The sequence below is a fragment of the Sinomicrobium halophytocola genome, from assembly GCF_052983395.1.
The window spans coordinates 68,764-94,532 of sequence record NZ_JBRKIT010000018.1 but is presented as its reverse complement, the minus strand read 5'-3'; the positions used below and the strand labels follow the sequence as shown (position 1 = coordinate 94,532).

At 43.2% G+C, this 25,769-nt stretch carries 20 protein-coding genes and 1 tRNA gene; 14 read left to right on the top strand and 7 right to left on the bottom strand.

The features are described 5' to 3' along the window. Nucleotides 1-57 precede the first annotated feature (57 nt). Nucleotides 58-732 (top strand): head GIN domain-containing protein, encoded by a 675-nt coding sequence (locus tag ACVBDY_RS06485; protein ID WP_447174651.1) that lies wholly within the window; start codon nt 58-60, stop codon nt 730-732. A gap of 11 nt (nt 733-743) precedes the next feature. Then, nucleotides 744-1,427: a LysE family translocator gene (locus ACVBDY_RS06480; protein ID WP_447174650.1), complete on the top strand. Its 684-nt coding sequence runs from the start codon at nt 744-746 to the stop codon at nt 1,425-1,427. A gap of 194 nt (nt 1,428-1,621) precedes the next feature. Here the strand turns inward: ACVBDY_RS06480 and ACVBDY_RS06475 are convergent. Further along, nucleotides 1,622-1,692, bottom strand: a tRNA-Cys gene (locus ACVBDY_RS06475). 76 nt (nt 1,693-1,768) lie between these two features. Next, nucleotides 1,769-2,152 (bottom strand): dihydroneopterin aldolase, encoded by a 384-nt coding sequence (gene folB / locus ACVBDY_RS06470; RefSeq protein WP_447174649.1) that lies wholly within the window; start codon nt 2,150-2,152, stop codon nt 1,769-1,771. A gap of 141 nt (nt 2,153-2,293) precedes the next feature. Here folB and ACVBDY_RS06465 point away from each other — a divergent pair, with 141 nt between their 5' ends. Continuing rightward, nucleotides 2,294-3,979, top strand: a complete 1,686-nt coding sequence (locus ACVBDY_RS06465; protein WP_447174648.1) for a glutamine--tRNA ligase/YqeY domain fusion protein — start codon at nt 2,294-2,296, stop codon at nt 3,977-3,979. A 133-nt stretch (nt 3,980-4,112) separates the two neighbouring features. Here the strand turns inward: ACVBDY_RS06465 and ACVBDY_RS06460 are convergent, their stop codons facing one another. The 3 genes from ACVBDY_RS06460 to gltX all read right to left on the bottom strand — a co-directional run bounded on the left by ACVBDY_RS06460 (nt 4,113) and on the right by gltX (nt 7,311). Next, nucleotides 4,113-4,532 (bottom strand): GNAT family N-acetyltransferase, encoded by a 420-nt coding sequence (locus tag ACVBDY_RS06460; protein WP_447174647.1) that lies wholly within the window; start codon nt 4,530-4,532, stop codon nt 4,113-4,115. Nucleotides 4,533-4,754: 222 nt separating this feature from the next. Further along, nucleotides 4,755-5,693: an SPFH domain-containing protein gene (locus ACVBDY_RS06455; RefSeq protein WP_447174646.1), complete on the bottom strand. Its 939-nt coding sequence runs from the start codon at nt 5,691-5,693 to the stop codon at nt 4,755-4,757. A gap of 103 nt (nt 5,694-5,796) precedes the next feature. Further along, entirely contained in the window at nt 5,797-7,311 is a 1,515-nt protein-coding gene (gene gltX / locus ACVBDY_RS06450; protein ID WP_447174645.1) for a glutamate--tRNA ligase, read from the bottom strand. 158 nt (nt 7,312-7,469) lie between these two features. Between gltX and ACVBDY_RS06445 the strand changes: the two genes are divergently transcribed. The 7 genes from ACVBDY_RS06445 to ACVBDY_RS06415 all read left to right on the top strand — a co-directional run bounded on the left by ACVBDY_RS06445 (nt 7,470) and on the right by ACVBDY_RS06415 (nt 17,538). Beyond that, the gene (locus tag ACVBDY_RS06445) at nt 7,470-10,769 is read left to right on the top strand and encodes a coiled-coil domain-containing protein (RefSeq protein WP_447174644.1); all 3,300 of its coding nucleotides are present in this window, start codon (nt 7,470-7,472) and stop codon (nt 10,767-10,769) included. Then, a complete protein-coding gene (gene ybeY, locus ACVBDY_RS06440; protein ID WP_447174643.1) occupies nt 10,762-11,181 on the top strand; it encodes an rRNA maturation RNase YbeY in 420 nt (139 codons plus the stop codon). The genes ACVBDY_RS06445 and ybeY overlap by 8 nt, the downstream gene beginning before the upstream one ends. Nucleotides 11,182-11,278: 97 nt before the next feature. After that, on the top strand, nt 11,279-13,150 hold the full coding sequence (gene mnmG / locus ACVBDY_RS06435) for a tRNA uridine-5-carboxymethylaminomethyl(34) synthesis enzyme MnmG (protein ID WP_447174642.1): 1,872 nt from the start codon (nt 11,279-11,281) through the stop codon (nt 13,148-13,150). Nucleotides 13,151-13,158: 8 nt separating this feature from the next. Then, on the top strand, nt 13,159-13,677 hold the full coding sequence (locus ACVBDY_RS06430) for a hypothetical protein (protein ID WP_447174641.1): 519 nt from the start codon (nt 13,159-13,161) through the stop codon (nt 13,675-13,677). Continuing rightward, nucleotides 13,677-14,558, top strand: coding sequence for a class I SAM-dependent methyltransferase (locus ACVBDY_RS06425; RefSeq protein WP_447174640.1), 882 nt, complete (start codon nt 13,677-13,679; stop codon nt 14,556-14,558). The genes ACVBDY_RS06430 and ACVBDY_RS06425 overlap by 1 nt, the downstream gene beginning before the upstream one ends. 253 nt (nt 14,559-14,811) lie before the next feature. Further along, nucleotides 14,812-15,327 (top strand): OmpH/Skp family outer membrane protein, encoded by a 516-nt coding sequence (locus tag ACVBDY_RS06420; protein ID WP_447174639.1) that lies wholly within the window; start codon nt 14,812-14,814, stop codon nt 15,325-15,327. 303 nt (nt 15,328-15,630) lie between these two features. Next, nucleotides 15,631-17,538 (top strand): alpha/beta hydrolase family protein, encoded by a 1,908-nt coding sequence (locus ACVBDY_RS06415; protein ID WP_447174638.1) that lies wholly within the window; start codon nt 15,631-15,633, stop codon nt 17,536-17,538. A 14-nt stretch (nt 17,539-17,552) separates the two neighbouring features. Here the strand turns inward: ACVBDY_RS06415 and ACVBDY_RS06410 are convergent, their stop codons facing one another. Continuing rightward, the gene (locus tag ACVBDY_RS06410) at nt 17,553-17,948 is read right to left on the bottom strand and encodes a DoxX family protein (RefSeq protein WP_447174637.1); all 396 of its coding nucleotides are present in this window, start codon (nt 17,946-17,948) and stop codon (nt 17,553-17,555) included. Between the two features lie 19 nt (nt 17,949-17,967). Beyond that, nucleotides 17,968-19,113, bottom strand: a complete 1,146-nt coding sequence (locus tag ACVBDY_RS06405) for a DNA polymerase III subunit (protein WP_447174636.1) — start codon at nt 19,111-19,113, stop codon at nt 17,968-17,970. A gap of 406 nt (nt 19,114-19,519) precedes the next feature. Here ACVBDY_RS06405 and ACVBDY_RS06400 point away from each other — a divergent pair, with 406 nt between their 5' ends. The 4 genes from ACVBDY_RS06400 (at nt 19,520) to ACVBDY_RS06385 (ending at nt 25,748) form a co-directional block, all read left to right on the top strand. Beyond that, nucleotides 19,520-20,710 carry a phosphoglycerate kinase gene (locus tag ACVBDY_RS06400; RefSeq protein WP_447174635.1) on the top strand — a complete coding sequence of 397 codons (1,191 nt, stop codon included), beginning with the start codon at nt 19,520-19,522 and terminating at the stop codon, nt 20,708-20,710. Nucleotides 20,711-20,866: 156 nt separating this feature from the next. Continuing rightward, nucleotides 20,867-22,414 (top strand): LysM peptidoglycan-binding domain-containing protein, encoded by a 1,548-nt coding sequence (locus tag ACVBDY_RS06395; protein WP_447174634.1) that lies wholly within the window; start codon nt 20,867-20,869, stop codon nt 22,412-22,414. Nucleotides 22,415-22,439: 25 nt separating this feature from the next. Continuing rightward, on the top strand, nt 22,440-23,528 hold the full coding sequence (locus ACVBDY_RS06390) for a DUF4837 family protein (RefSeq protein WP_447174633.1): 1,089 nt from the start codon (nt 22,440-22,442) through the stop codon (nt 23,526-23,528). Nucleotides 23,529-23,618: 90 nt separating this feature from the next. Beyond that, nucleotides 23,619-25,748 carry a Tex family protein gene (locus ACVBDY_RS06385; protein WP_447174666.1) on the top strand — a complete coding sequence of 710 codons (2,130 nt, stop codon included), beginning with the start codon at nt 23,619-23,621 and terminating at the stop codon, nt 25,746-25,748. The last annotated feature ends 21 nt before the right edge of the window (nt 25,749-25,769 follow it).

Sequence of the window (25,769 nt, the reverse complement as noted above, 5' to 3'; positions counted from 1 at the left end):
GGAATAATTATTGCCGCGGATTATCTGTAATTTTGTATTCACTAAAAAATGAGATCTATGAAACGCGTATTTTTTGTTTTATTTCTTTTAATAATAGCCACCGGGTTTTCCCAGGAAAATATTACGAAAGAAACCGGAAAGTTTGATACGGTAAAAGTATTTGACGGTATTTCGGCACAGCTTATTCCTTCCAGTGAAAATAAGGTAATAATATCGGGTGAAGATGCTTTAGAGGTGAGTGTGGTTAACAACAATGGTAACCTGAAGGTACGGATGCAGTTGAAAAAAACGTTCAGCGGGCATAAGACGTTTGTGGAAATACACTTTAACCAGAAGCTGAGCCTTATCGATGTCAATGAAAATGCTTTTATCTCATCACCGGAAACCTTCAAACAGATCGATCTGGAACTGAGAGCACAGGAGGGCGGGGAGATAGATGTTACCCTGGCTGTTGAAAAATTAAAGACCAAAGCTATAACAGGCGGCATTCTGGATGTAAAAGGAACGGCAAAGAATCAGGAAGTAAATATCAATACCGGTGGGCAGTTTGAAGGCAGGTCATTGGAAACAGAGCAAACTACCGTAAATGTAAATGCAGGAGGTAGTGCCGAAGTTCGCGCTTCGGAATATGTGGAAGCCAAAGTTAAGGCGGGCGGTACAATAAAAATATACGGAAACCCTAAAGTAATAGATAAACAAACCTTCCTCGGCGGAAAGATATTAGAACAATAAAGGTTGATTTCATGATGCAGGATATTCTGGCCGCCATTCCCTGGGGAATATTACTTGCCTTTACCATTGGGCCTGTGTTTTTCGTTCTCCTGGAAACCAGTGCCATTAAAGGGTTCCGGGCAGGAATTTCGTTTGATCTGGGGGTAGTGACAAGTGATATACTTTTTATTCTCATAGCATATTTCAGTACCAATCAGATACTGGAAAAACTGAAAGATGATCCCGCACTTTTTATTTTCGGTGGTGTATTGCTCTTGTGTTATGGGGTGATCTCTTATGTAAAGATTCAAAGGGATTTCAGAAGGAACGAAGATAATATGGAGGATTTTGTTATCCCGAAAAAGAATTATATAGCCCTTTATATGAAAGGGTTTTTGCTCAATTTTATCAATATTGGTGTATTGGGATTCTGGTTGGGGATTATCATAGTTTTTGGTCCTAAACTGGATATGGAGCCTGACAGGATCACCACCTTTTTCGGTACTATAATTATTACGTATCTGTTTGTAGACGGTATAAAAATACTGCTGGCCAAACAGTTAAAAGGAAAACTTACGCCGTGGCGGATTTATAAGGTAAAACGCGTTATAAGCATTGTTTTGATGGTATTTGGCATAGCTTTGATTATACAAGGGCTTTTTCCCGGGGAGAAAGAAAAGATAAAGGAAGCCATAGAAGACATCCGGAAGAAATAGTAATAATTTTGGATTTGATTAGTTGTGGAGTTGGGAGTTTTTTAAAGACTTGTTGTAAGTAAAAATGAAAAACAATATACTGTTTATAAATTGAAAGAGGCGGCTGAGTGCTTACACCGGAGGTGTAAGTATATTGAAACCCTGCATCAGTATATATAAAAAACGTCCCGCAATCTTACGGAACGTTTTTTATGAGGCACCGAGCGGATTCGAACCGCTGTAGAAGGTTTTGCAGACCTCTGCCTAGCCACTCGGCCACGGTGCCATACTTTGGGACGGCAAATCTACTAATTTATTTTTTAAATCAAATACATAATAGCGGGTAATTCCGTAGGTAAATATTACAATTCCTTTTGTTTTCTGTGGTTGTTTCGTGCCAGGGTCATTTCTATGGTTACCATTTCCACATTACCACCTATGGGAGGGTTTATTTTGGAAACTTCTACCGTGGCTTCCTCGGCTATTGGTATTTCATCAAAAATACGGTCGAGGATACGCCGGGCGACATGTTCGAGCAATTTCGATCGTATGGCCATTTCTTCTTTAACAATACTGTTTATATGTACATAATCTACAGTATCCCTTAAATGGTCCGTATCGGCAGAAGGTTGCAGGTTGGCTTTTACAGCCACATCCACACGATAGTCGCTGCCTATTTTTCCCTCTTCCACCAGGCATCCGTGATAGGCGTATGCCCGGATATTATGTAGTCTGATAATTCCCATTTTTTTCCTGTCAAAGTGCAAAAGTAACTCTATTCCTAATAAAGACAAAGGATATCTCCATACAGGAGATACATTTTGGCCGATACGCCTGTCAGGTTTCAAAAGTTGGCGTATTTTTGCAGCAAAAGAACCGCAATTGTCATGTCGGAAAAAGAAAAATCGCTTAACTTTTTAGAGCACATCATAGAGGAAGATATCAGGGAAGGTTTCCCTAAAGAAAATCTGAGGTTTCGTTTTCCTCCGGAACCCAACGGGTATCTGCATATAGGCCATGCCAGTTCCATATACCTGAATTTCGGACTCGGGCTCGATTATAAAGCCCCGGTAAACCTTCGTTTTGACGATACGAATCCCGAAAAGGAAGAGCAGGAATATGTGGATGCCATTAAAAGAGATGTGGAATGGCTGGGATATGAGTGGGATAAGGAATGCTATGCTTCCGATTATTTCCAGCAGTTATACGACTGGGCCGTTGAACTTATAAAAAAGGGAAAAGCCTACGTAGACAGCCAGACTTCCGAAGAGATAGCAGCCCAGAAAGGAACACCTACAAGAGCAGGAGAGGACAGTCCGCACCGGAACAGGTCGGTAGAAGAAAACCTGGAACTCTTTGAACGTATGCGTAAAGGAGAATTTCAATCCGGTGAACACGTACTCCGTGCCAGGATAGATATGGCTTCTTCCAACATGCTGATGCGCGATCCGATAATGTACAGAATACTGCACCGAAGTCATCACCGGACCGGAAACGAATGGCCCATATATCCGATGTATGACTGGACGCATGGAGAAAGCGATTATATTGAGCAGGTGTCACACTCTTTCTGTACACTGGAATTTGCCATGCACAGGGAGTTGTATGACTGGTTTCTGGAGAATGTCTACGACAATAAAAAGGTAAAACCGAAACAGCGTGAATTTGCCCGCAGGAACCTCAGTCATACCATAGTGAGTAAAAGAAAGCTTTTACAATTGGTTAAAGAAGGAGTAGTTACTGGGTGGGATGATCCGAGGATGCCTACCATTTCCGGCCTGAGACGAAGGGGCTATACGGCAGAATCCATTCGTAATTTTACGGATACGGTAGGAATAGCCAAACGTGAAAACCTGGTAGATGTATCCCTGCTGGAATTTTGTATCCGGGAGGACCTCAATAAAAAAGCGCCACGGGTAATGGCCGTACTGGACCCTGTGAAAGTGGTGATTACCAATTATCCCGAAGGTCAGGAAGAATGGCTGGATGCCGAAAATAACCCGGAAGATGAAGGTGCAGGATTCAGGAAAGTACCTTTTTCAAGGGAAATCTATATCGAAAGGGAAGATTTCCGGGAAGAGGCCAACAGGAAATTCTTCCGTCTGAAACTCGGAGGAGAAGTGCGGCTTAAAAATGCTTATATCATAAAAGCCGAAGATTGTGTAAAAGACAGCGAAGGCAATATTACGGAAATACGTTGTACTTATGATGCCCTGAGCAAAAGCGGAAGCGGAACGGAAGAAAGTATGCGTAAGGTGAAAGGTACCCTGCACTGGGTTTCTGTACCGCACGCCATAGAGGCCGAAGTGCGTATATACGATAGGTTGTTTACAGACGCGGAACCGGACGGGCATAAGGATAAGGATTTCATGGAGTTTATCAATCCGGATTCCCTTAACGTTACCAAAGGTTATATAGAGCCGTCTTTAAAAGATGCTGAAGCAGGAGAGAGGTACCAGTTCCAAAGACTTGGATATTTCTGTGTGGATAAGGATTCCGGTCCGGATAAGCTCGTATTTAATAAAACAGTAGGACTTCGGGACACCTGGGCAAAAGTTCAGGATAAGAACTGATATAGTTTTGGAGTCGGGAGTTTATTAGTTGTTGGTTTCTGAGTTGGTGAGTATACGAAACAGGATCATTGTGTTCAAATGACTAAGAACTCCCAACTAAAAAACGCAACAAGTTTAGTGCCGGATCTGTTTCTTACATAGAAACGATTTTCTCCATAATAAGTTCGGATTGCGTAGTATTGTGAAATCCGAACTTTTTATATAAACGGTGTGCATCCAGTGTTTTCAGTCCCCACTTCTCCACAACGGTGAGTTCCGGATGGTGCATTATGTTTTTCAACAATAACTTTCCGAGACCGTTTTTCCGGTATCCGGGAAGAATGAACACATCCATGATCCAGGCGAAAACGGCATAATCGGTTACGACACGGGCAAAACCTACCTGTATACCTTCTTTCGTGTAAACACCAAAACAAAGGGAATTGACAATGGACCTTTCCACAATGTCCCGGCTCCTGCCTTTGGCCCAATACGATTTGTTTTTGAGAAAATCTTCTATGAGATCAACATCAAGGACAGATTTGTCCGTGGAAACATAAAAGGAATTTTGCATGGGGATATGATATTAAATGAATCTATTGTTCGGATAAAAAATATAGGTAATTATTATTATTGATAAAAATTATTAATACGTTGTCTCATATCATCTTTTACAATCAAAAACGACCTTCTCTAATGCGATTTAAGGGAAGATCGTTTTGAAGGTGATGCAGAACTCATTTTTGATATGAAAAGCGGCGAGAGCCCGTTATTTGAAATATTTTTCCGGGAATTATCAGGCATTACCCGTGTTGGCGTCTCCCTTTTTTCTGGATTGTTTCATGGCCTCTCCGAGCTGGTTGCTGGTAGTAAATGCCGCAACCATATTGTTGAGCATATCCGATCCTGCCTGCGGTGAATTTGGCAGGAGAATAAGATTGCTGTTGGTAGATTCCCCGATGGACTGCAAAGTGTCGTAGTGTTGTGTTACCACGATAAGGGCAGAAGCTTCCTGGGAATTTATCCCTACCTTGTTCAGAACTTCAACGGATTCTTCCAGACCTCTGGCTATTTCTCTTCGCTGATCTGCGATACCTTGTCCCTGCAGACGTTTGCTTTCGGCTTCCGCTTTCGCTTTTTCCACAATACGTATACGTTCGGCATCCCCGTCAAACTGGGCTGCTATTTTTTCACGTTCTGCCGCATTGATTCGGTTCATGGCAGCTTTCACCTGGGAATCCGGATCGATATCCGTAACCAGCGTTTTGATGATGTCATAACCATAATCGAGCATGGCTTCCTGCAATTCGCTTTTAACGGCAATGGCGATATCATCCTTTTTAACAAAAACATCGTCGAGTTTCATTTTAGGAACTTCGGCGCGTACCACATCAAAAACATAACTGGTGATCTGGTCGTGCGGATATTCCAGCTTATAAAATGCTTCGTAAACCTTTTCACGGATTACGACATATTGTACGGAGATCTTGAGTTTAACAAAAACATCGTCCAGCGTCTTGGTTTCCACAATAACATCCAGCTGCTGGATTTTAAGGCTCACTTTACCTGCAATACGGTCTACGATCGGAATTTTTAATTGCAAACCGGAATGACGTATACTTTCAAAACGTCCGAAACGTTCCACGATGGCTGCGGTTTGTTGTTTCACCACAAAAAATGCGGAGATGAAGATGATGATCCCAAAGAATATCACCGGATAAAATAAGTAACTCATGGCTTCGTTTTTAATAGATTAATTATTCGTGAATATACATAAAAAAAACCTCACAGGTCTTGTTAAACCGTGAGGTTATGGTTATAAATATCGGGTAGAGAAATTACCCGAGCGTGTTTATGGCTTTGTTAATACGGTTAATGGTTTCTTCTTTGCCGAGTATTTCCGCAATATCAAAAATATGAGGGCCTTTCATTTCACCCACCAGGGCAAGACGGAGTGGGGGCATGATCTGTCCGAATCCGTAGCCCTTATCATTTATCCAGGCCTTAACCGTTTCTTCGGTGGCGGCAGAAGAAAAACCGGAAATATTTTCCAGTAAGGCGATGAGTTGCTGCATGAGGTCGGACGTATTCTCTTTCCATTGTTTTTTTGCCGCTTTAGGGTCATAGGATTCCGGTGTTTCAAAAAAGAAGGAAGCCTGGTCCCAAAGTTCACTTACAAAAGTGGCCCGTTCTTTTACCAGGGACACGATGCGGGTCAACGGAAGGGAAGTTTGTATTCCTTTGCCTTCCAATAGTGTTGCAAAAGCTTTTCCGAGCGCGGCGTCATCTTTTTGTTGGAGGTAGTGGTGGTTGAACCATTTTATTTTTTCCGGATCAAACCTGGCGCCGGATTTGTTTACCCTTTCCAGGTCGAAAGCCCCGATGAGTTCTTCTTTGCTGAACAGTTCCTGTTCCGTGCCCGGGTTCCATCCGAGAAGGGCAAGGAAGTTCATTACTGCTTCGGAAAAATAACCGTCTTCGCGATATCCGCGGGAAATATCTCCGGTAACCGGATCGGACCATTGTAAGGGAAATACGGGAAAACCGAGTTTATCACCGTCTCTTTTGCTCAGTTTTCCTTTGCCCGTAGGTTTTAAGATGAGGGGGAGGTGCGCAAATTCCGGTGCTTCCCAGGCAAAGGCACGGTATAACAATACGTGAAGCGCCAGGGAAGGTAACCATTCCTCCCCGCGGATCACATGCGTGATCTCCATCAAATGGTCGTCTACGATATTGGCCAGGTGATAGGTTGGCATACCATCGCTCTTAAAAAGGACTTTATCATCCAGTATTTTGGTCTCCACCGTAATTTCACCACGGATAATGTCTTTCAGCTTTAAAGTTTCGTCTTCCGGGCATTTGAAACGGATAACGTAATCTACCCCGGCGTCTAACTTCTTTTGTGTTTCTTCTGCCGGAAGCGCGAGGGAGTTATTCAGTTTCTGTCTGTTATGCCAGTTGTAGATAAATGTTTTACCCTCGCTTTCATGTTGCTTGCGGTGTGCATCCAGTTCTTCCGCCGTATCAAAAGCATAATAGGCCATGCCGTTTGCAATGAGCCGGTCGGCATAATCTTTATAAAGATGTTTGCGTTCGCTTTGTCGGTAGGGGCCAAAACCTTTGTCTTTGCCAATCCCTTCGTCAAATGGTATACCACACCATTCGAGGGATTCGACGATATAATTTTCGGCGCCTTCAACATAGCGGTTCTGGTCCGTATCTTCTATACGGAGAATAAAATCCCCTCCGTTCTTTTTGGCGAAGAGATAGTTGAACAGTGCGGTGCGAACACCTCCGATGTGTAAGGGCCCCGTAGGGCTGGGCGCAAAACGTACGCGAACTTTCTTTGTCATTTCTTCCTTGTTTGTCCCGCAAATTTACGGGTTTCTCCACAAGCCGCAAATCGCAGTTTGCAGTACGGAAAAAATTGTAACTTTATAGGTTATAACAAAACTATAGTTGAGCGGAGTATTTTTCGCCGCCAAAACACCAAAACAGGAATATGCAGAGTATGGATTCGATACGGCAAAAGCTGGAGGTCTTTATAAGGAAATATTATGTAAACGAACTTATGAAGGGCATATTGCTGTTTACAGCTATAGGGTTGTTGTATTTTATAGGTACGTTACTCGTGGAACATTTTCTGTGGCTGGGCAGTACAGGGCGCACCGTATTGTTCTGGCTGTTTGTCGGTGTGGAAATATTTTTACTCTATAAATTTATTGCTATTCCCGTACTCAAACTATTACGCATTAAAAAAGGGATAGGGTACAGGGAAGCTTCCGGAATAATAGGAAACCATTTTCCCGAAGTCGGGGACAAGCTGATCAACGTACTGCAACTTTCGGATAGCCGTAAAGGAACAGAAAGCGAAAACAATGAACTGCTTCTTGCCGGTATAGAACAGAAATCGGCAGAATTGCAACCTTTCCCGTTTCAGATCGCCGTGGATTTCCGGAAAAATCTTCCTTATGTAAAATACGCACTTATACCTGTGTTCATTGTATTGGTAATATGGATTTCAGGTAATATTAGTTGGTTTTCAGATAGTTATGATAGAGTAGTACATTACAGTTCCGCATATGAACCACCCGCGCCGTTCCGGTTTTTTGTTGTGAACAGTTCTTTGAAGGGAATTGAAGGAAAACCTTTTGAAGTGGAGGTAAAAACAACGGGAGAAGTCGTTCCGGAAGATGTGGAAATACATTTCAACGGGGAAAATTATTTTATGCGTAAAGAGGGTCCCGGCAGTTTTCGTTACGAGTTTAAAAGACCCGGCGGAACTACCGAGTTTTATTTGTCGGCTAATAATGTGCGGTCAAAGCCCTATTGGCTGGAGATCGTGAATGCCCCCGTAATGACCGGTTTTGAAATGTATATGAATTATCCGGAATATCTTGGGATGAGTGCAGATACCCTTAACGGGACAGGGAACGCAACAGTACCGGAAGGGACGGAGATTACCTGGAAACTGAAAACGAGAAATGCAGGTAATGTACATTGGATTTCCGGCGATTCCATAGCCCCCTTCAAAGAAGTTTCACGTGAAGGGAATATTACAGCATTTGATAGATCGGTTAAAGTATACCGGGATACACCATATGAAATTAGAACGGGAAACAAAGATCTTCCCGATTACGAATCTCTTGGTTTTGATATCTCGGTCATAAAAGATGAGTATCCTGAAATAGAAGTAAAGGAAATCCGGGATTCTACAAAGTCTTCCGGAGTACATTTCGTCGGGCAGGTTTCCGATGACCACGGGTTTTACGGATTGGAGATGAAATATTACCCGGAGGATAAAGAAAATGAAGCGAAAGAAAAGAAAATAGCCGTTAATACATCATCGAATGTAGATCGTTTTGCGGATGCTTTTCCGGGGAATCTTCCATTGGAAGAAGGGAGCAATTACGTAATTTATTTTGAAGTCAGGGACAACGATGCTTTAAGAGGAGGTAAGAAGGCGAAGTCCTGTATGTTTACTTACAGGGTACGCACGGAATCGGAAGTGGAGAAGGAGCGAATGGAGAAGCAGAAAAATGCTATTCGGTCCCTCGAAAGATCATTGGGAGAAATGGAAGATCAGCAGAAGGAATTGAAAGAGATCAATACGCTGAATATGGAGAAAGAGCAAAAATCTTTTAACGACCGACAGAGGATGGATCATTTCCTGGAGCGGCAATTGCAACAGGAAAAGATCATGCAGCGGTTCACCGAAGATCTGGAAAACAGACTGGATGAAGTTCCCTCGGAGGAAGATGAAGAGCGTAAAAAATTATTGGAAGAACGGCTTCAGCGACAAAGGGAAGAGTTAAAGAAGAACGAGGAATTACTCAAGGAATTAAAAGAAGTTGCCGATAAGATAAACCGGGAAGATATGGCGAAGCGACTGGAACACCTCTCTAAGTCGCAACAGAACAATAAGAAAAACCTGGAGCAGGTACTGGAACTGACCAAGAGGTACTATGTGACACAGAATGCCGAACGTTTGCGTAAAGAGTTGGAGAAACAGGGAGAGAAGCAGGAAAAAGCGGGTAAGGAAGATATTGAGGAAGGAAAAGTGAAGAATGAAGAGAAGGCTGCGGAACAGGAGGAATTGAATAAGGAATTCGAAGACCTGAAAAAGGAACTTGAAGATTTGGATAAGGAAAACCAGGATTTGAAAAAGCCGATGGATATCGGGAGAGATGAAAAAAAGGAGGATGCTGTTTCCGAAGATCAACAAAAAGCTTTGGATGAAATGAAGAAGGGAGCGGAAGAAAAAGCTAAAGAAAAACAACGGGGAGCGAGTAAGAAGATGAAGCAAATGGCAGCGGAAATGAAATCAAATATGCAGTCCGGGGCATCTTCCGATGACCTGGAAGATGCCGAGGTGTTGCGACAGATATTAAAGAACCTTATCGCCTTTTCTTTTGAGCAGGAAGACCTGATGAAAATGGTGGAAGATATGCAGGACGGTCACCCGGCACTCACCCAAAGCCTGCACAGGCAACATAACCTTAAGGAAATGTTCTCGCATATAGACGACAGCATCTTTGCCCTTTCACTACGAAGGCCTGAACTGTCTGAGCACGTAAACAAGGAAGTAACCGACACCCATTTTCAGATAGATAAAGCTATCGAAAGATTGTCCGATAACGAATTGTACCGTGGAGCATCAAGCCAGCATTATGCTTTTACTGCGGCCAATAATCTCGCAGCATTGTTGAGCAATATTCTCGATAATTTGCAGCAGAATATGAGCATGGGAAACGGGCAGGGCAATAACGAGATGCAGTTACCTGATATCATTCAGGGACAGGAGGACCTGAACGAAAAGATGAAGGATGCTATGAAGGGAGATAAGGAAAAAAATGAGGATGGTAAAGGAGAAAAGAAAGGTGAAGGGGAAGGAGAGTCCGAAGAACTGTTTGAAATCTATAAGCGACAACAAATGCTTAGACAAGCTTTGGAGAAACAATTATCAGACAAGGAAGGACCGGGTAAAGGAAAGGGTAAGGAAAAGTTACTTAAGGAAATGGAACAGGTAGAAGATCAATTATTGCGGGACGGTATAAATCAAAGTACATTGAAGAAGATGCTTAATATGCAGCACGAGTTATTGAAGTTGAAGAATGCGATAAAGGAACAGGGAGAAGAAAATAAGAGAGAGAGCCATGCGAACGAAACGGAATTCGAACCCGGAGAAGGCGGGAGGTTGCCGGAAGTGGAGGAATATTTGCAGGGCATGGAGATATTAAACAGACAAGTATTACCTTTGCGGCAAATTTATAAGGAGAAAGTAAAAGAATATTTTAAGAAGGATGATTAGCTTTCATTACGAATTGGAATTCGCCCTGGGGGACGAACAGAAATATGCGGATTGGATAGAGGGAACAATCGTTTCTGAGGATAAAGAGCCGGGTGAGATAAGTTATATTTTTTGCGATGACGAATATTTGCTCGGGTTAAATCAAAAATTTCTCGACCATGACACCCTCACCGACATTATTAGTTTTGACTATACCGAAGGGAAAACCATTCACGGGGACATCTATATATCGATCGAAAGGGTGTGGGATAATGCTTCCGAATTCGGGGTTAGTTTTGAAGACGAACTCCGGAGAGTAATGGTACACGGTGTGCTGCATTACTGCGGATACAAAGATAAATCAGATGAGGATGCTGCTTTGATGCGGACTAAGGAAGAAGAGAAAATGAAGATGTTCCACGTGGAACAATAGAGTAGGGAGTGGGTTTTGTTCCACGTGGAACAATGCGTGTTTCTAATAGGAAAAACAGTATTAAAAGCATACAGACAATATAAAATAAAATGTAGGGATGTTTGACAGAACGTATGATGTTATTGTTGTAGGAGCGGGCCATGCCGGTTCGGAGGCTGCCGCGGCAGCGGCCAATATGGGGTCCAGAACCCTGTTGATTACTATGAATTTACAGAACATCGCGCAGATGTCCTGTAATCCTGCCATGGGCGGAATTGCGAAAGGACAGATTGTGCGGGAGATTGACGCCATGGGCGGATATAGCGGAATTGTGACCGACAAAACGGCAATTCAGTTTAAAATGCTGAACAAGTCTAAAGGACCCGCGATGTGGAGTCCGAGAGCACAGTCGGACCGGATGCGCTTTGCGGAGGAATGGAGATGGATGTTAGAGCAGACTCCCAATCTGGATTTTTACCAGGAAATGGTGTCGGGACTGATCGTGGAAAACGGAAAGATCACCGGGGTGAAGACCTCACTGGGTATCGAAGTAAAAGCAAAAGCCGTAGTGCTTACCAACGGAACCTTTTTGAACGGATTGATTCATATAGGAGAAAAACAATTCGGAGGAGGCCGGGCAGGAGAGCGGGCGGCAACCGGAATTACGGAAGACCTGATCGAACTCGGTTTTGAGTCCGGAAGAATGAAAACCGGAACGCCGCCAAGGGTAGACGGAAGGTCTTTGGATTATTCCAAAATGCAGGAACAACCCGGAGATGATGTGCCGGAAAAATTCTCGTATTCCGACCAGACGAAGCCTCTCGAAAAGCAGCGGTCGTGTCATATGACCTATACCAGTCTGGAAGTACACGATCTGCTGCGTGAAGGTTTTGATCGTTCCCCCATGTTTAACGGAAGGATAAAGAGTATCGGGCCCAGGTATTGCCCTTCCATAGAAGATAAAATAAACCGTTTTGCCGATAAAGACAGGCACCAGCTATTCGTAGAACCGGAAGGGTGGAATACCGTGGAAGTTTATGTAAACGGCTTTTCCACATCACTGCCCGAAGATGTGCAATTTAAAGCCTTGCGTTCCGTAAGCGGCTTTGAACAGGTGAAATTTTTCCGCCCGGGTTACGCTATAGAGTACGATTATTTTCCGCCCACACAACTCAGGCATACGCTGGAGACCAAGCTGGTGGAAAACCTGTTTTTTGCCGGACAGATAAACGGTACTACAGGATATGAAGAAGCAGCGTCTCAGGGGTTGATGGCGGGTATTAACGCGCACCTGAAAGTATACGAAAAGGAACCTTTTATACTGAAAAGAAATGAAGCGTACATCGGGGTTTTGATCGATGACCTGATTACCAAAGGCACCGAAGAACCCTATCGTATGTTTACTTCCAGGGCAGAATACCGGACGCTATTGAGGCAGGATAATGCCGATTTTCGACTTACGCCTAAAGCCAATAAAATAGGCCTGGCATCAGAAGAAAGACTGCGACGTATGGAAAATAAAAAAGAAAATGCGGATGCCTTTATTCATTTTTTTCGGGAGACCAGTGTAGAACCTGCTGAAATGAATCCTGTTCTCGAAGAAAAAGGATCTTCCCTGATGAAACAATCCGATAAAATGTACAAGGTTTTTTCCCGTCCGAATATAACTATGGAAGATATGCTTCAGGTAGGGGACGTGAAAAAGTATGTTGAGGAAAATAAGCTCGATAAAGAAGTTATGGAACAAACCGAAATACAGGTAAAGTATTCCGGGTATATAGAGAAGGAAAAAAACAATGCGGATAAATTAAACCGTCTCGAAGATATTGCTATTCCCTCTGGTTTTGATTACGATAAATTAAAGTCACTTTCGTTCGAAGCCAGGGAAAAACTGAAGGGTATTCGCCCGGCAACACTTTCACAGGCTTCGAGAATAAGCGGCGTGTCCCCCAGCGATATTAGTGTGATGCTCGTTTATATGGGGAGATAATAAAAAAGATGAAAAAACGATCGTTCCACGTGAAACATTTATACCAACCCCTTTGTTTGCTGGGGTTGGCTTTTTTAATATACGGATGTATTCCGTTGCGTATAGCGCCACGTATTTCAAATTATGAAGTGAGCAGGGGAAAAGATATAGATAAACGGATAAAATTTAAGGAGCATATCTTTGTCTTTGAAAATCCGAAACGAAAAACCCAGTTCGAAAAATTTCTGGAGAACAACTATAAATTGATTCCGTACGGATATGGTGACCGGTATGAAGTGGTGTTGAATGATAATACTTTTGATGTCCGGGTAAGTAATCTTATCCTCAACGATTCTTATATCGACCTGACCGGTATCTGGAATAACGATGACGAAAATGCAGATGATGATATGGACACCTATCACTATATTACTATCCGGGTTTCTTCCGAGTATGAAGAAGATTGCTTGTCCGTAAATTCATTGCATTATGATCTGGTACTCGATTATCTGGAAAAACTCAGAACAGCATATTTAAGTTCCCTCTAATGGACAAAACCGAAAATTCCCTTTATCTGAAATGTAAAGACCATACCGTAAGTGGTGAAACTTTTTCGCTGCTTTGGGATGAAAAATATAAGATGCTCCAAACCTATCCGGTCCCGGATGCCGAAAAGTTACCCGGATATTACCAGAGCGAGGATTATATTTCTCATACCGATTCCAAAAGAGGTTTGTTTGAAAAAGTGTATCACCTGGTGAAAAATTATGCGCTTAAACAAAAACTGAAATATATTCTTTCTGAAAATCCGGGAAAAGGAAACCTTTTGGATATAGGAGCAGGTACGGGAGATTTTTTGAACGTGGCAAAAAATGACGGCTGGAAAGTGGAAGGGATAGAACCGAATGCTTCCGCGAGAAAAAGATCGGCGGAAAAAGGAATTCCGTTACGGGAATTATCCGACGCCTCTTTTGCAGAAGAAAATACCTCCGGATACGATGTAGTAACCATGTGGCACGTACTGGAACACATACCCGATCTGGAAACACAACTCACGCAATTGAAAAAACTGCTTAAAGACAACGGAACTCTTTTTATCGCGGTTCCGAATTTCCGATCCTTCGATGCCGCATATTACGGAGAATTTTGGGCGGCCTATGATGTGCCCCGCCATCTTTGGCATTTTTCTTCGGAGGCCATGACATTACTTTTTGCAGAAAAGGGAATGAAAGTTGTCCGGAAGATCCCGATGAAGTTCGATGCCTTTTATGTAAGCCTGCTTTCCGAAAAATATAAAAACGGTAAAATGAATTTCTTGCGCGCATTCTATACCGGATGGCGCTCCAATCGTAAAGCTTCCCGGTCCGGCGAATATTCTTCCCTGATTTATGTCATAAAGCAGGCGAATAATCAAAATAAGGCGATTTAAGCGGTTTTTAGGCGAAAGACGGGCTGAGCGTCTGATGTGTTTTTGATTTGGCCCCAGGCAGCCCTTATTGAGTCCGATTTTCATAGCTTTTGTTTATTCTTTTGTTTTCACAGATAGACATTTATTATAATATTGTTTTTCAACAAAAGAGAGGTAAAAAATATAAAAACCGGATATGTTAAAAATTTAAACCCTGCTGAAGAGGCTACTTTGAAAACTTTCCTATTTTTGCGTGTAAACAAATTTTAAACCGATGAAAAAAATTTTCATAGCCGGAGTGGCTTTATTTGGATTGTTTTCCTGCCAGCAGGATAAAATTGCTTATGTGGATAATACAACCCTTATCAATGACTACCAGGAGAAGAAAGATATAGAAGCAAAATTTAAAGGCAAGCTTGAGACTTTCGAGAAAAAAACAGACAGCCTTTCCAGGGCGCTGCAATCCGAAGCCCAGGCCTTCCAGTCCGAAGCGTCTAAAATGTCTCAGAGTAAAGCTCAGGAAAAATACGAGCAACTGATGCAAAAGAGACAACAAATACAACAACAGGTACAGCAGGAAGAAATGCTGTTACAACAGGAAAGCCAGGGTCAAATCGATTCCCTGGTAAAAAAAGTACGCGAGTTTGTAAAAGAATACGGTAAAGATAACGGGTATACTTATATTCTTGGAGCCAATGAGGCCGGAAGCGTACTTTATGGTGAAGAAACCAAAGATATTACCAAAGAACTACTGAAAGTACTTAATGATAAGTATTCGGAGAAAAAATAAAAAGCTGTAAGCAACTTATTTTCAAGGCCCGGTTTTCCAATCGGGCTTTTTTATTTCTTGTATTTACAAGAGTTTTTCGGAAGAGGACGTTGTTCCACATGGAACAACGAGTCAGGTAGTGTTGGTTCCATCCGGCCTGAACAGTATCCGGACATTATTTATAATTTTATTTGTTTGTTAATCAGCACTTTACTTTCGTGTTGAGACTGGATTAAATAAAAATTGGCTATATATGTGGAAAAGCGTAACTTTCTGATACCATTAGTCGTCAGATAGTTACAATAACCGATTAAAAAATAAATTATGAAAGCACCGTCATTTTTCCTGATCGCATTATTCCTGGTTTCCTGTAATACGGAGAAAAAGAAAAAAACCGAACCAAAGGAAGTCAAAGAGTATAGCATAGAACAATTTTATGGTAACAGCAGGATAAGCGGAGGAGCCTTTTCCGATGACGAATCCAAATTGCTGGTAAGTAGTGACGAATCCGGAATATTTAACCTGTATGAAATAAATATCGGGGATAATTCCAGGAAGCAGATAACCGATTCTTCGGAAGAGTCTTTTTTTGCCATCGGGTATGTTCCCGGAACAGGGCAGATGCTGTATTCCGCAGATAAAGGAGGAGACGAAATAGATCACATATACTTGTTGGAACCCGATGGTACCACTACCGATCTTACCCCGGGAGAAAAAGCCAAGTCCAGTTTTGCGGGGTGGAGTGAAGACAAAAAATCCATGTATTTCCTGTCCAATAAGAGGGACCCGCGCTACTTTGACCTTTATAAGATGAGCATGGCCGACAAGAAACAGGAAATGCTTTATGAAAATACAGAAGGTTACGCATTTTCCGGAATGTCCGAAGATGAGAAAATAGTTGCATTGAGCAAGTCCGTGACCACCAGCGAAAACCGCCTGTTCCTCTATTACCGGGATTCCGGGGAAATGAAGGAAATATCCGACCCGGAAAAGCCCGGGAGTTATTCCGGTTCCGGTTTCAGTAAGGACGGAAAATACTTTTTCTATATCACAGATACCGATGCCGAATTTTCGTATCTCGTTAAATATGAATTAGCTACGGGAAATAAAAACACGTTGTATAAAGCGGATTGGGATGTGATGTACAGCTATGTAAGTGAAAACGAAAAGTACAGGGTGGTTGCCCTTAACGAAGACGGGAAGAATACCCTGGTGATCCTGGATAATTCGACGGAAAAAGAAGTGGATTTCCCCGAAATACCGGATGGCGATATCGTGGCGGTAAACATTTCGGACAGTGAGGACAAAATGCGTTTGACCGTAGGGACTTCGAAGTCGCCGAATAACCTGTATATCTATGGCTTTAACACAGGAGAAATGAAGAAACTCACAGAGACTCTCAACCCGGAAATCAACAAGGAAGACCTGGTTGCCGCAGAAGTGGTGCGTTTCAAGTCGTTTGACGGCCTGGAAATACCCGCGATTTACTATAAACCCCAAACCGCAACAGAAGAAAACAAGGTACCTGCCCTGGTATGGGTGCACGGCGGACCCGGGGGACAGTCCAGAACAGGATATTCCTCACTGATACAATACCTGGTGAACAGTGGTTATGCCATACTGGCTGTAAACAACAGGGGAAGTAGTGGTTATGGAAAAACATTCTATAAAATGGACGACAAAAACCACGGGGATAAGGATTTGAAAGACTGTATCTGGGGTAAAAAATGGTTGCAGGAACAAGTGTATATCGACTCGGATAAAATAGGGATCATTGGTGGCAGCTATGGCGGATACATGACCATGGCGGCGATGACCTTTGAACCGGAAGAATTTAAGGCGGGAGTGAATATTTTTGGTGTAACCAACTGGCTGCGGACCCTCAGGTCCATTCCGCCGTATTGGGAATCCTTCCGTACAGCGCTCTACGAAGAACTGGGAGACCCGAATACTGCCGATTCCGTACGACTACGGGCGATTTCCCCGCTTTTTCATGCCGATCAGATCAAAAACCCCGTGATGGTTTTACAGGGATCTAACGACCCGAGAGTACTGCAGGTAGAATCGGATGAGATTGTGGAAGCGATGGAACAAAATAATATTCCCGTGGAGTATATCGTATTTCCGGACGAAGGCCATGGTTTTGTCAAAAAGGAAAATGAAATTGAGGGATACGGAAAAATACGCAGCTTTCTGGACACTTATCTGAAAGGGGAGGGCGCTGAAAAATAAAGAGGATATGGACTTTATTGCAGTAAGTAAACCCCGGAAATAGCAGGGATAAGGTAGATGACAATGCCCCGCGCACCGTCATAATCTTTGGCTACACGCTGTCCGAAAAGGAGGAGTAATAAGGTAAAGCAGCAAAGAGCGGCACCGTAAAAACCATAAGTCTTGTCATTGTCCGTAAGAATGGATACGACACCCCATATACAAAGTATTCCGGCGATGATCTCCAGCACAAGTATCATCGCTACGGAAAAGGGGATCAAGTTTTCCAGGAAAGTTTTGGCAAAATGTTCGCGAAGCCAGGATATATTGCCTTTCCAATCCGTTATTTTGTCTATTCCGCTTTGGAGGAATGTGATGATGAGCAGCAGAAGTATGAGGATTTCGGCGCTGTTGTTCCGAAGATTTTCCATAGTATTGTTTTTTGCCGGATCAGTATTTGTGCAACAACCTGGTGAGTTTTATGGAGAGGTCCGTGAGGACAATCTTGGAGTTCCCGTTACGTTCAATATGGTAAATGGCATCCTGTAATTCGCGGGTGATCTCGTTGATATTGTTACCGCTTACGAAAGGAGCGAATTTTTCCAACCGGAAATTTTCGACCCGGAATTCCATGAAAACCAGTGAGCCGGCATTATAGTTAAGCAAAAGGGCCTGCCGGAAGACGTCCAGGCAATAATTCAGGAAGAGTTTCTGTGTTTCCCTTCCCGTAGCGGCTATTTGTTCTCCCCAGGCGATCAGGTCGAGTATTGCCGCCTTATTTCCCTTGGCGCGGAAAGCGGACCGGACCCATTGCACGAACCAGGTTTCGAAAGTCAGGTCACTGTTATCCCTGTTTGCCAGAATCATGGCCCGGTTATAGTCCCCGTTGGCCTGGTGGGCTATTTTTATCGCGTCTGTTTCCGAAATGTCCTGTGCCATAAGCCCTTCCCGGACAGCGACTTCCGCAAGCGGGGGGAAGTGCAGGATCTGGCACCGCGAAAGTATGGTTTGTATAATCTGCTCTTCCTCCTTTGCAATGAGTATAAACAGGGTTTTATTCGGTGGCTCTTCGATGAGCTTGAGCAATTTATTGGCAGCAGAAGTATTGAGTTTTTCCGCCATCCAGATAATCATCACCTTATAACCACCTTCATAAGGTTTCAATGAAAGCGATTTTACGATTTCCTGAGCTTCGTCCACACCGATTTGTCCCTGCTTGTTCTCAATTCCCAGCATCTGGTACCACTCAAAGAGAGTTCCGTACGGATGTTCCCTGACAAACTGCCGCCATTCCTCCAGGAAGTTATTGCTGACCGGGCGCGATTTTATTTTGCCGTTGGGAGCAACCGGAAAAGCAAAATGCAGGTCCGGATGGGCGAGGTTGCCGAATTTCAGGTTACAGGATTCCGAACCGGTATTGTTTTCACCTCCGGTATTATTACAGAGGATATACTGTGCATAAGCAATGGCCATAGGCAGTACCCCACTGCCTTCGGCACCTACGAATAATTGGGCATGCGGTATCCTGTCTTGTTCCGCACTAACGGTCAGGTGTTTTTTGATATGTTCCTGTCCCAGGATGTCTTTGAATAGCATACGGCAAATATAAAAGGTTTATGACAATATAAAATAGTCTCTTATGATGGGTTCGGGGCTGTATCTAAACTGGCGGGCTTTAAATCCTATGATGGTTTAGTTGTCCGGTTAAGAAGAAAAACAGCTTTACGGCCCGCTGTTTCAGGTTTTAATCTTTAATATGATCACAAAAAAAGATCTTCAAAACTCCGAACTCATGAACTCCAAAACTCTTTAACTTCTCATCAAACCTTAAACTTTCTTAATATGATGCGTTTGCCCCGCTATCCCGTACCGATTTAACATTATTCTAATAAAACTCCTATTTTTACAAGCCAATATTTATTTACATTTGTGCTTTCGTACCGGCCTTGTACATATCCGGAAGGTGCGGAAAACCCTCTAAAATACGTAAACACATACTTTTATGAAGACAATAGATGATTTTGACTTTAAAGGAAAAAAAGCATTGATCCGTGTGGATTTTAACGTGCCTATGGATGCAGAATTTAACGTGACTGATACAACCCGTATAGAATCTGCAAAACCTACGGTTATTAAAATTCTTGAAGATGGAGGAAGTGCCGTATTGATGAGCCATCTTGGGCGGCCGAAAGGGCAACCGCAGGATTCCATGTCTTTAAAGCATATCGTAAAAGCGGTGTCTGATATACTGAATGTCAAAGTAAATTTTGTGGAAGATTGCGTAGGGAAAAAAGCGGAAGAAGCCGTTGCCAATCTGAAGAGCGGAGAAATATTGTTATTGGAAAATCTGAGGTTTCACTCTGAAGAGGAAAATGGAGACGAAGCCTTTGCGGAGCAACTGTCCAAACTAGGAGATGTTTATGTAAACGACGCTTTCGGTACTGCACACAGGGCCCATGCATCTACCACTATAGTGGCAAAATTTTTCGAAGGCCGTAAATGTTTCGGGTATTTGCTCGCGAAAGAAATAGAGAGTATAGATAAAGTAATGAAAACCGGGGAAAAACCGGTAACTGCCATACTTGGAGGATCTAAGGTATCTTCCAAGATCACCATCATTGAAAATATTCTGGACAAAATAGACCACCTCATCATAGGCGGGGGGATGACCTATACTTTTATCAAGGCACAAGGAGGCAAGATAGGAGATTCTATCTGTGAGGATGACAAGCAGGAGCTGGCGATGGAAATACTGAAAAAGGCCGGGGAAAAAGGAGTGAAAGTACATTTACCCGTGGATGTTATTGCTGCGGATGACTTTGACAATGATGCCAACACACAGGAGGTTGCGGTAAATGAGATCCCTGACGGATGGCAGGGACTGGACGCCGGTCCGAAGACCCTGCAGAATTTTAAAGAAGTTATTCAGCAATCCAAAACTATATTGTGGAATGGTCCCATAGGTGTTTTTGAGATGGAGAGCTTCCAGAACGGAACCAAGGCCATCGGCTATGCTATTGAAGAAGCCACTAAGAATGGAGCTTTTTCCCTCGTTGGAGGAGGAGATTCCGTAGCAGCTGTAAAACAGTTCGGTTTTGAAAATAAAGTGAGTTATGTGTCTACGGGAGGCGGGGCCATGCTCGAAAGCCTGGAAGGAAAAACATTGCCGGGAATTGCCGCAATTTTGAAATAGCGTAAGTTTTTACTTGGCTAGTAGTACAGAATAAATCCCTGTTCCGGGTTTGCGGAGGCAGGGATTTTTTATTTTAACACGTTTTAAAAGTCTTATTTAAATAAAAAATACGATTTTTACGGGATTTCCGTTAATCCAAAAAAGAACCTAAACCAGATGAAACGCTATTTTGCTACCCTAATTTTGGCCACAGTCACCACATGGAGCTACGCGCAGGAAGTTGCCGAAATCGATGAAAATCAGGGATATCCGGAAGGGACAGAACTTACCGTCGAAAAGAAAGACTCCTTATTACCGAAAGTCACCATTGAAAAAATTGATGGGAAGTACAGGTTACGCGATCATTCCCTGGCAGCGAAGATAGACAGTCTTTGGCTCAAGGAATTATACGATAACAGTTTGTACGATACTATTGTGAATACCGTTACCGAACTGGACTATGAAAAGGTAAAGTATAAGGAATTACCTACTAACGTCCTGAAAGCGCGACTCGCAGAATTGAATGAAAAAACACCTTTCAATGTAGAATACAATCCCGAACTGGAGAGTGTTATTAAAAACTTTCTGAAGAACAAAAGAGGTTTTCTGGAAAGAACAATGCTAAAGAGCCAGTATTATTTTCCTATGTTCGAACAGGAACTGGATAACCATGACATTCCTTTGGAGATGAAATACCTGGCCATCATAGAATCTGCATTAAATCCGAGGGCAAAATCGTGGGTGGGAGCCACCGGTATATGGCAGTTTATGTATGGTACCGGGAAAATATACGACCTGGAAGTGAGTTCTTATGTCGACGAACGGAGTGATCCCGTAAAATCTACTAAAGCGGCGTGTAAATACCTGGCCAAACTCTACGAGATATTCGGCGACTGGGACTTGGCATTGGCCGCATATAATTCAGGACCTGGAAATGTATCGAAGGCGATCCGCCGCTCTGGAGGATACCAGAATTACTGGAACCTGAGGCCTTTCCTGCCCAGAGAAACGGCAGGTTATGTACCTTCTTTCCTTGCCATGATGTATATATTCGAATATGCCGGCGAACACGGATTGCATGTACAAAGACCGGAAGTAGCTTATTTTGAAACCGATACGGTCCATATAAAACGCTCCGTAAGTTTCGACCAGATATCCGAACTTATCAATGTGGATGTAGACCAGTTGCAATTTTTAAACCCTGCATATAAACTGGATATTGTGCCTTTTATCAAGGATGAAGTACACCCGTTACGGCTTCCGAGTGCTGCCCTGGGAAAATTCGTAGCCAATGAAGGAGCTATCTATGCCCATATAGAAACCGAAGAAGCTAAGAAAGAAAAACCCCTGCCCCAGTTTTTTGCAAAGAACAGCAAGATAACCTATAGGGTGAGAAAAGGAGATTACCTGGGAAGGATAGCAAATCGTTACGGTGTTCGTGTCAGCGATCTGAAACAGTGGAACGGACTGAGAAATAATCGTTTGAGAATAGGACAGCGCCTTACCGTATATCCGAAGAAATCAGTTATGAAACCAGTGACGAAAACGGCTTCGGCAACCCCGGTTTCTTCCGGCAACAATGTGTATACGGTGAAGAAAGGTGACTCGCTATGGACGATTTCCAAAAAATTTCAGGGAATTTCTGTTAAAAATATTCAAGATTGGAACGATATTAGTGGGAGTAGTTTAAAACCGGGAATGAAGCTGAAGCTTTGTAACTGTTAGAACAAACCACTAAATCTAAAACAAAATGACAGAAAATGCGCCTGCCCGTTACAAGGCAGACAGGATGTTAAAAAACTACCGAAAGAAGGACAATGCAGGGATGGGCCTGCATCGTAACGGTTTACTCACCATTTTTTTGGCCTGTATTCTTTTGGTATTTGCTTCCTGCGAAGAGAAGAAAAAAGACAAGAAACGTTATCTGCCTGACTCCGTAGGGGCTATCAATTCCCTCGCGGTGGTTATAGATAACGATATGTGGAATGGTGAAGTAGGAGATGAGATACGGGAATATTACGCCGCTCCCGTAGATGGACTTCCCTGGGAAGAACCTGTTTTTACCCTGCACCAGATACCCCTTCAGGTCTTTAAGGGATCGACAACCAAGAGTCGGAACATTCTTTTCGTTCAAAAAGACAGCACTACAAATTCCGGAATAAGTACCGATGCTTATGCACATCCGCAAAAAGTAGGTGTTGTACAGGCGCCGGACAACGGTAAACTGATTGATCTTATCGGAAAAACATCGGAACAGTATATCCGTGAATTCAAAGACAACGATATAAAGGAGAACCAGAAAAGATTTCACAAGGCTCTTAATAAAGAGACGTATATACAAAAGAAATTCGGGGTTTCTCTTACCATGCCGTCCATCTATAAAACGTCAAAACAGGAAGATAACTTTATCTGGATAGAACGGATTATTCCCAAAGGGGCCATGCACATTTTTGTGTACGAACTTCCTTTGAACAGTATTCCCAACGACTCTTCCCGTGTAGATGCCTTTATAAAAATGCACGATTCCATTGGCAAAAAATACGTCCCCGGACGAGAGGAAGGCATGTACATGATCACACAAAAAGCTTATGCGCCTTATATTTTTGACATTACCCTGGCCAAAAAGCCTACCATAGAGGTAAAGGGTATGTGGGAAATGAAAAACTTTGCTATGGCAGGACCTTTCGTATGCTATTTGATCCGTGACGAAGAAAACGATCGGCTTTTAGTACTGGAAGGACTTACCTTTGCCCCCGCCGAAGACAAACGCGATTATATGTTTGAACTGGAAGCCATACTGAAGAGTGTAAAATTTATCTCCGAAGAGAAACCGGAATAAAACCCACAGAAACTAACCGAAAAAATACATGTAATAATAATGGCGGATAATTCCGCCCGAAAAACTTTTGCATTTAATCTTCCTTTTATCGTGAATTTTTTAAATTACGTTTCCAGTCATACGGACCTTCCCGAAAGAAGCATTACAAACACATTAAAATTACTGGAAGAAGACAGTACCGTTCCTTTTATCGCCCGTTACCGTAAAGAAATGACAGGGAACCTGGATGAGGTACAGATCTCGGAAATACAAAAGCTGAAAAATGCTTTTGAGGAGTTACAAAAACGAAAGGGATCGGTACTTAAATCCATAGAAGAGCAGGAAGCACTCACCCCCGAATTGAAGCAGAAAATAGAAAAAGCGGATTCCCTGACCGAAGTGGAAGACCTGTACCTGCCCTTTAAACGTAAACGAAATACCAGGGCGGGGATAGCGCGGGAAAAAGGATTGGAACCCCTGGCCAAAATACTTATGGCGCAGTCCGCAGGTGCCGATCCGGAAAGTGCCGCATCGCGGTTTCTAAACGATAAAGTTGAAGGGGTTGAAGATGCACTGCAGGGGGCTGTGGATATTATTGCGGAATGGATAAGCGAAAACAGTAGGGTTAGGCACACCTTAAGGCGAATGTTCCGCAGAAATGCCGGGATCTCCGCCGTGGTGGTCAAAGGCAGGGAAAAAGAAGAACAGGCCCAGAAGTATCGCCAGTATTTCGACTGGAACGAACCACTGTACAGGTGTCCTTCGCACCGCCTGCTGGCCATGCTTCGTGCGGAAAAAGAAGAAGTCATCCGGGTAAAGATTAATGTGGATAAGGATACAGCCCTGGAAAACATTGAAAAAGCCGTTATACGGAACGAATTTTCTCGGGCCGTGGAATATGTTCGAAAAGCCTCAAAAGAGGCTTACGAGCGTCTTCTGTACCCCGCAGTGTCCAACGAAGTACTTAAAGAAGCCAAAGAAAAAGCAGATGAAACGTCTATAAAAGTATTTTCCGGGAATTTACGGCAGCTGCTGCTGGCCCCTCCCTTAGGAGAAAAACGCATCCTTGCCATAGATCCGGGATATAAAAGCGGCTGTAAGATCGTATGCCTGGATGAAAGGGGAGACCTGTTGCATAACGAAAACATATATCCTCATCCGCCGCAAAGAGAATCCACACAAGGAATGAAAAAGATCCGTTCGCTGGTCAATGCATATCGTATAGAGGCCATTGCCATTGGTAACGGTACCGCATCGAGGGAAACCGAGGCCCTGGTAAAGAAAATAGCCTTTGACCGCGACGTTCAGGTTTTTGTGGTGAACGAGAGCGGGGCATCGGTATATTCTGCTTCAAGTATCGCAAGACAGGAATTTCCGAATTACGACGTTACCGTAAGAGGGGCGGTTTCCATAGGAAGACGACTGGCAGACCCCCTGGCCGAACTGGTAAAGATAGACCCTAAATCCATAGGAGTGGGACAATATCAGCACGACGTGGACCAGGGCCGATTGAAGACCGGGCTCGATGCCGTGGTGATGAGCTGCGTAAACAGTGTAGGAGTTAATGTAAATACCGCAAGTCCCAGTCTTTTGAGCTATGTTTCGGGTATAGGGCCTTCCCTGGCAGAAAAGATCGTGGAATATCGCAGTACAAACGGGGAGATACGCTCCAGGAATGAATTGTTGAAAGTACCGAGGCTGGGAAATAAAGCCTTTGAGCAGAGTGCCGCTTTTTTTCGTGTATTACAAAGCGATAATCCGCTGGACAATTCCGCCATTCATCCCGAAAGCTATGCCGTAGTGGAAAAGATGGCAGCAGACCTGCAGCTTAAAGTTTCGGAAGTGATAGGCAATAAAGAGAATATTGCGAGGATACGCCCGGAAAAATATTGTACCGAAACCATAGGCCTTCCTACTTTGACGGACATTGTAAAAGAACTCGAAAAACCCGGCCTGGACCCGAGGAAAAAAGCGGGAGTTTTTGAGTTCAGCAAAGATCTGAAGAGCATTGAAGATGTGAAGCCGGGGATCACAGTTCCGGGCATCGTAAACAATATTACCAATTTCGGCTGTTTTGTGGATATAGGGGTAAAAGAAAGCGGACTTGTTCATATTTCCAAACTCAGCAATGAATTTGTAAGTGATGTAAACAGCGTGGTGAAATTACATCAGCACGTTATGGTAAAAGTGATAGATGTGGACCTGGAGAGAAAGCGGATACAACTTTCTATGACAGACTGATATATTGGTTTTGTGAAGACT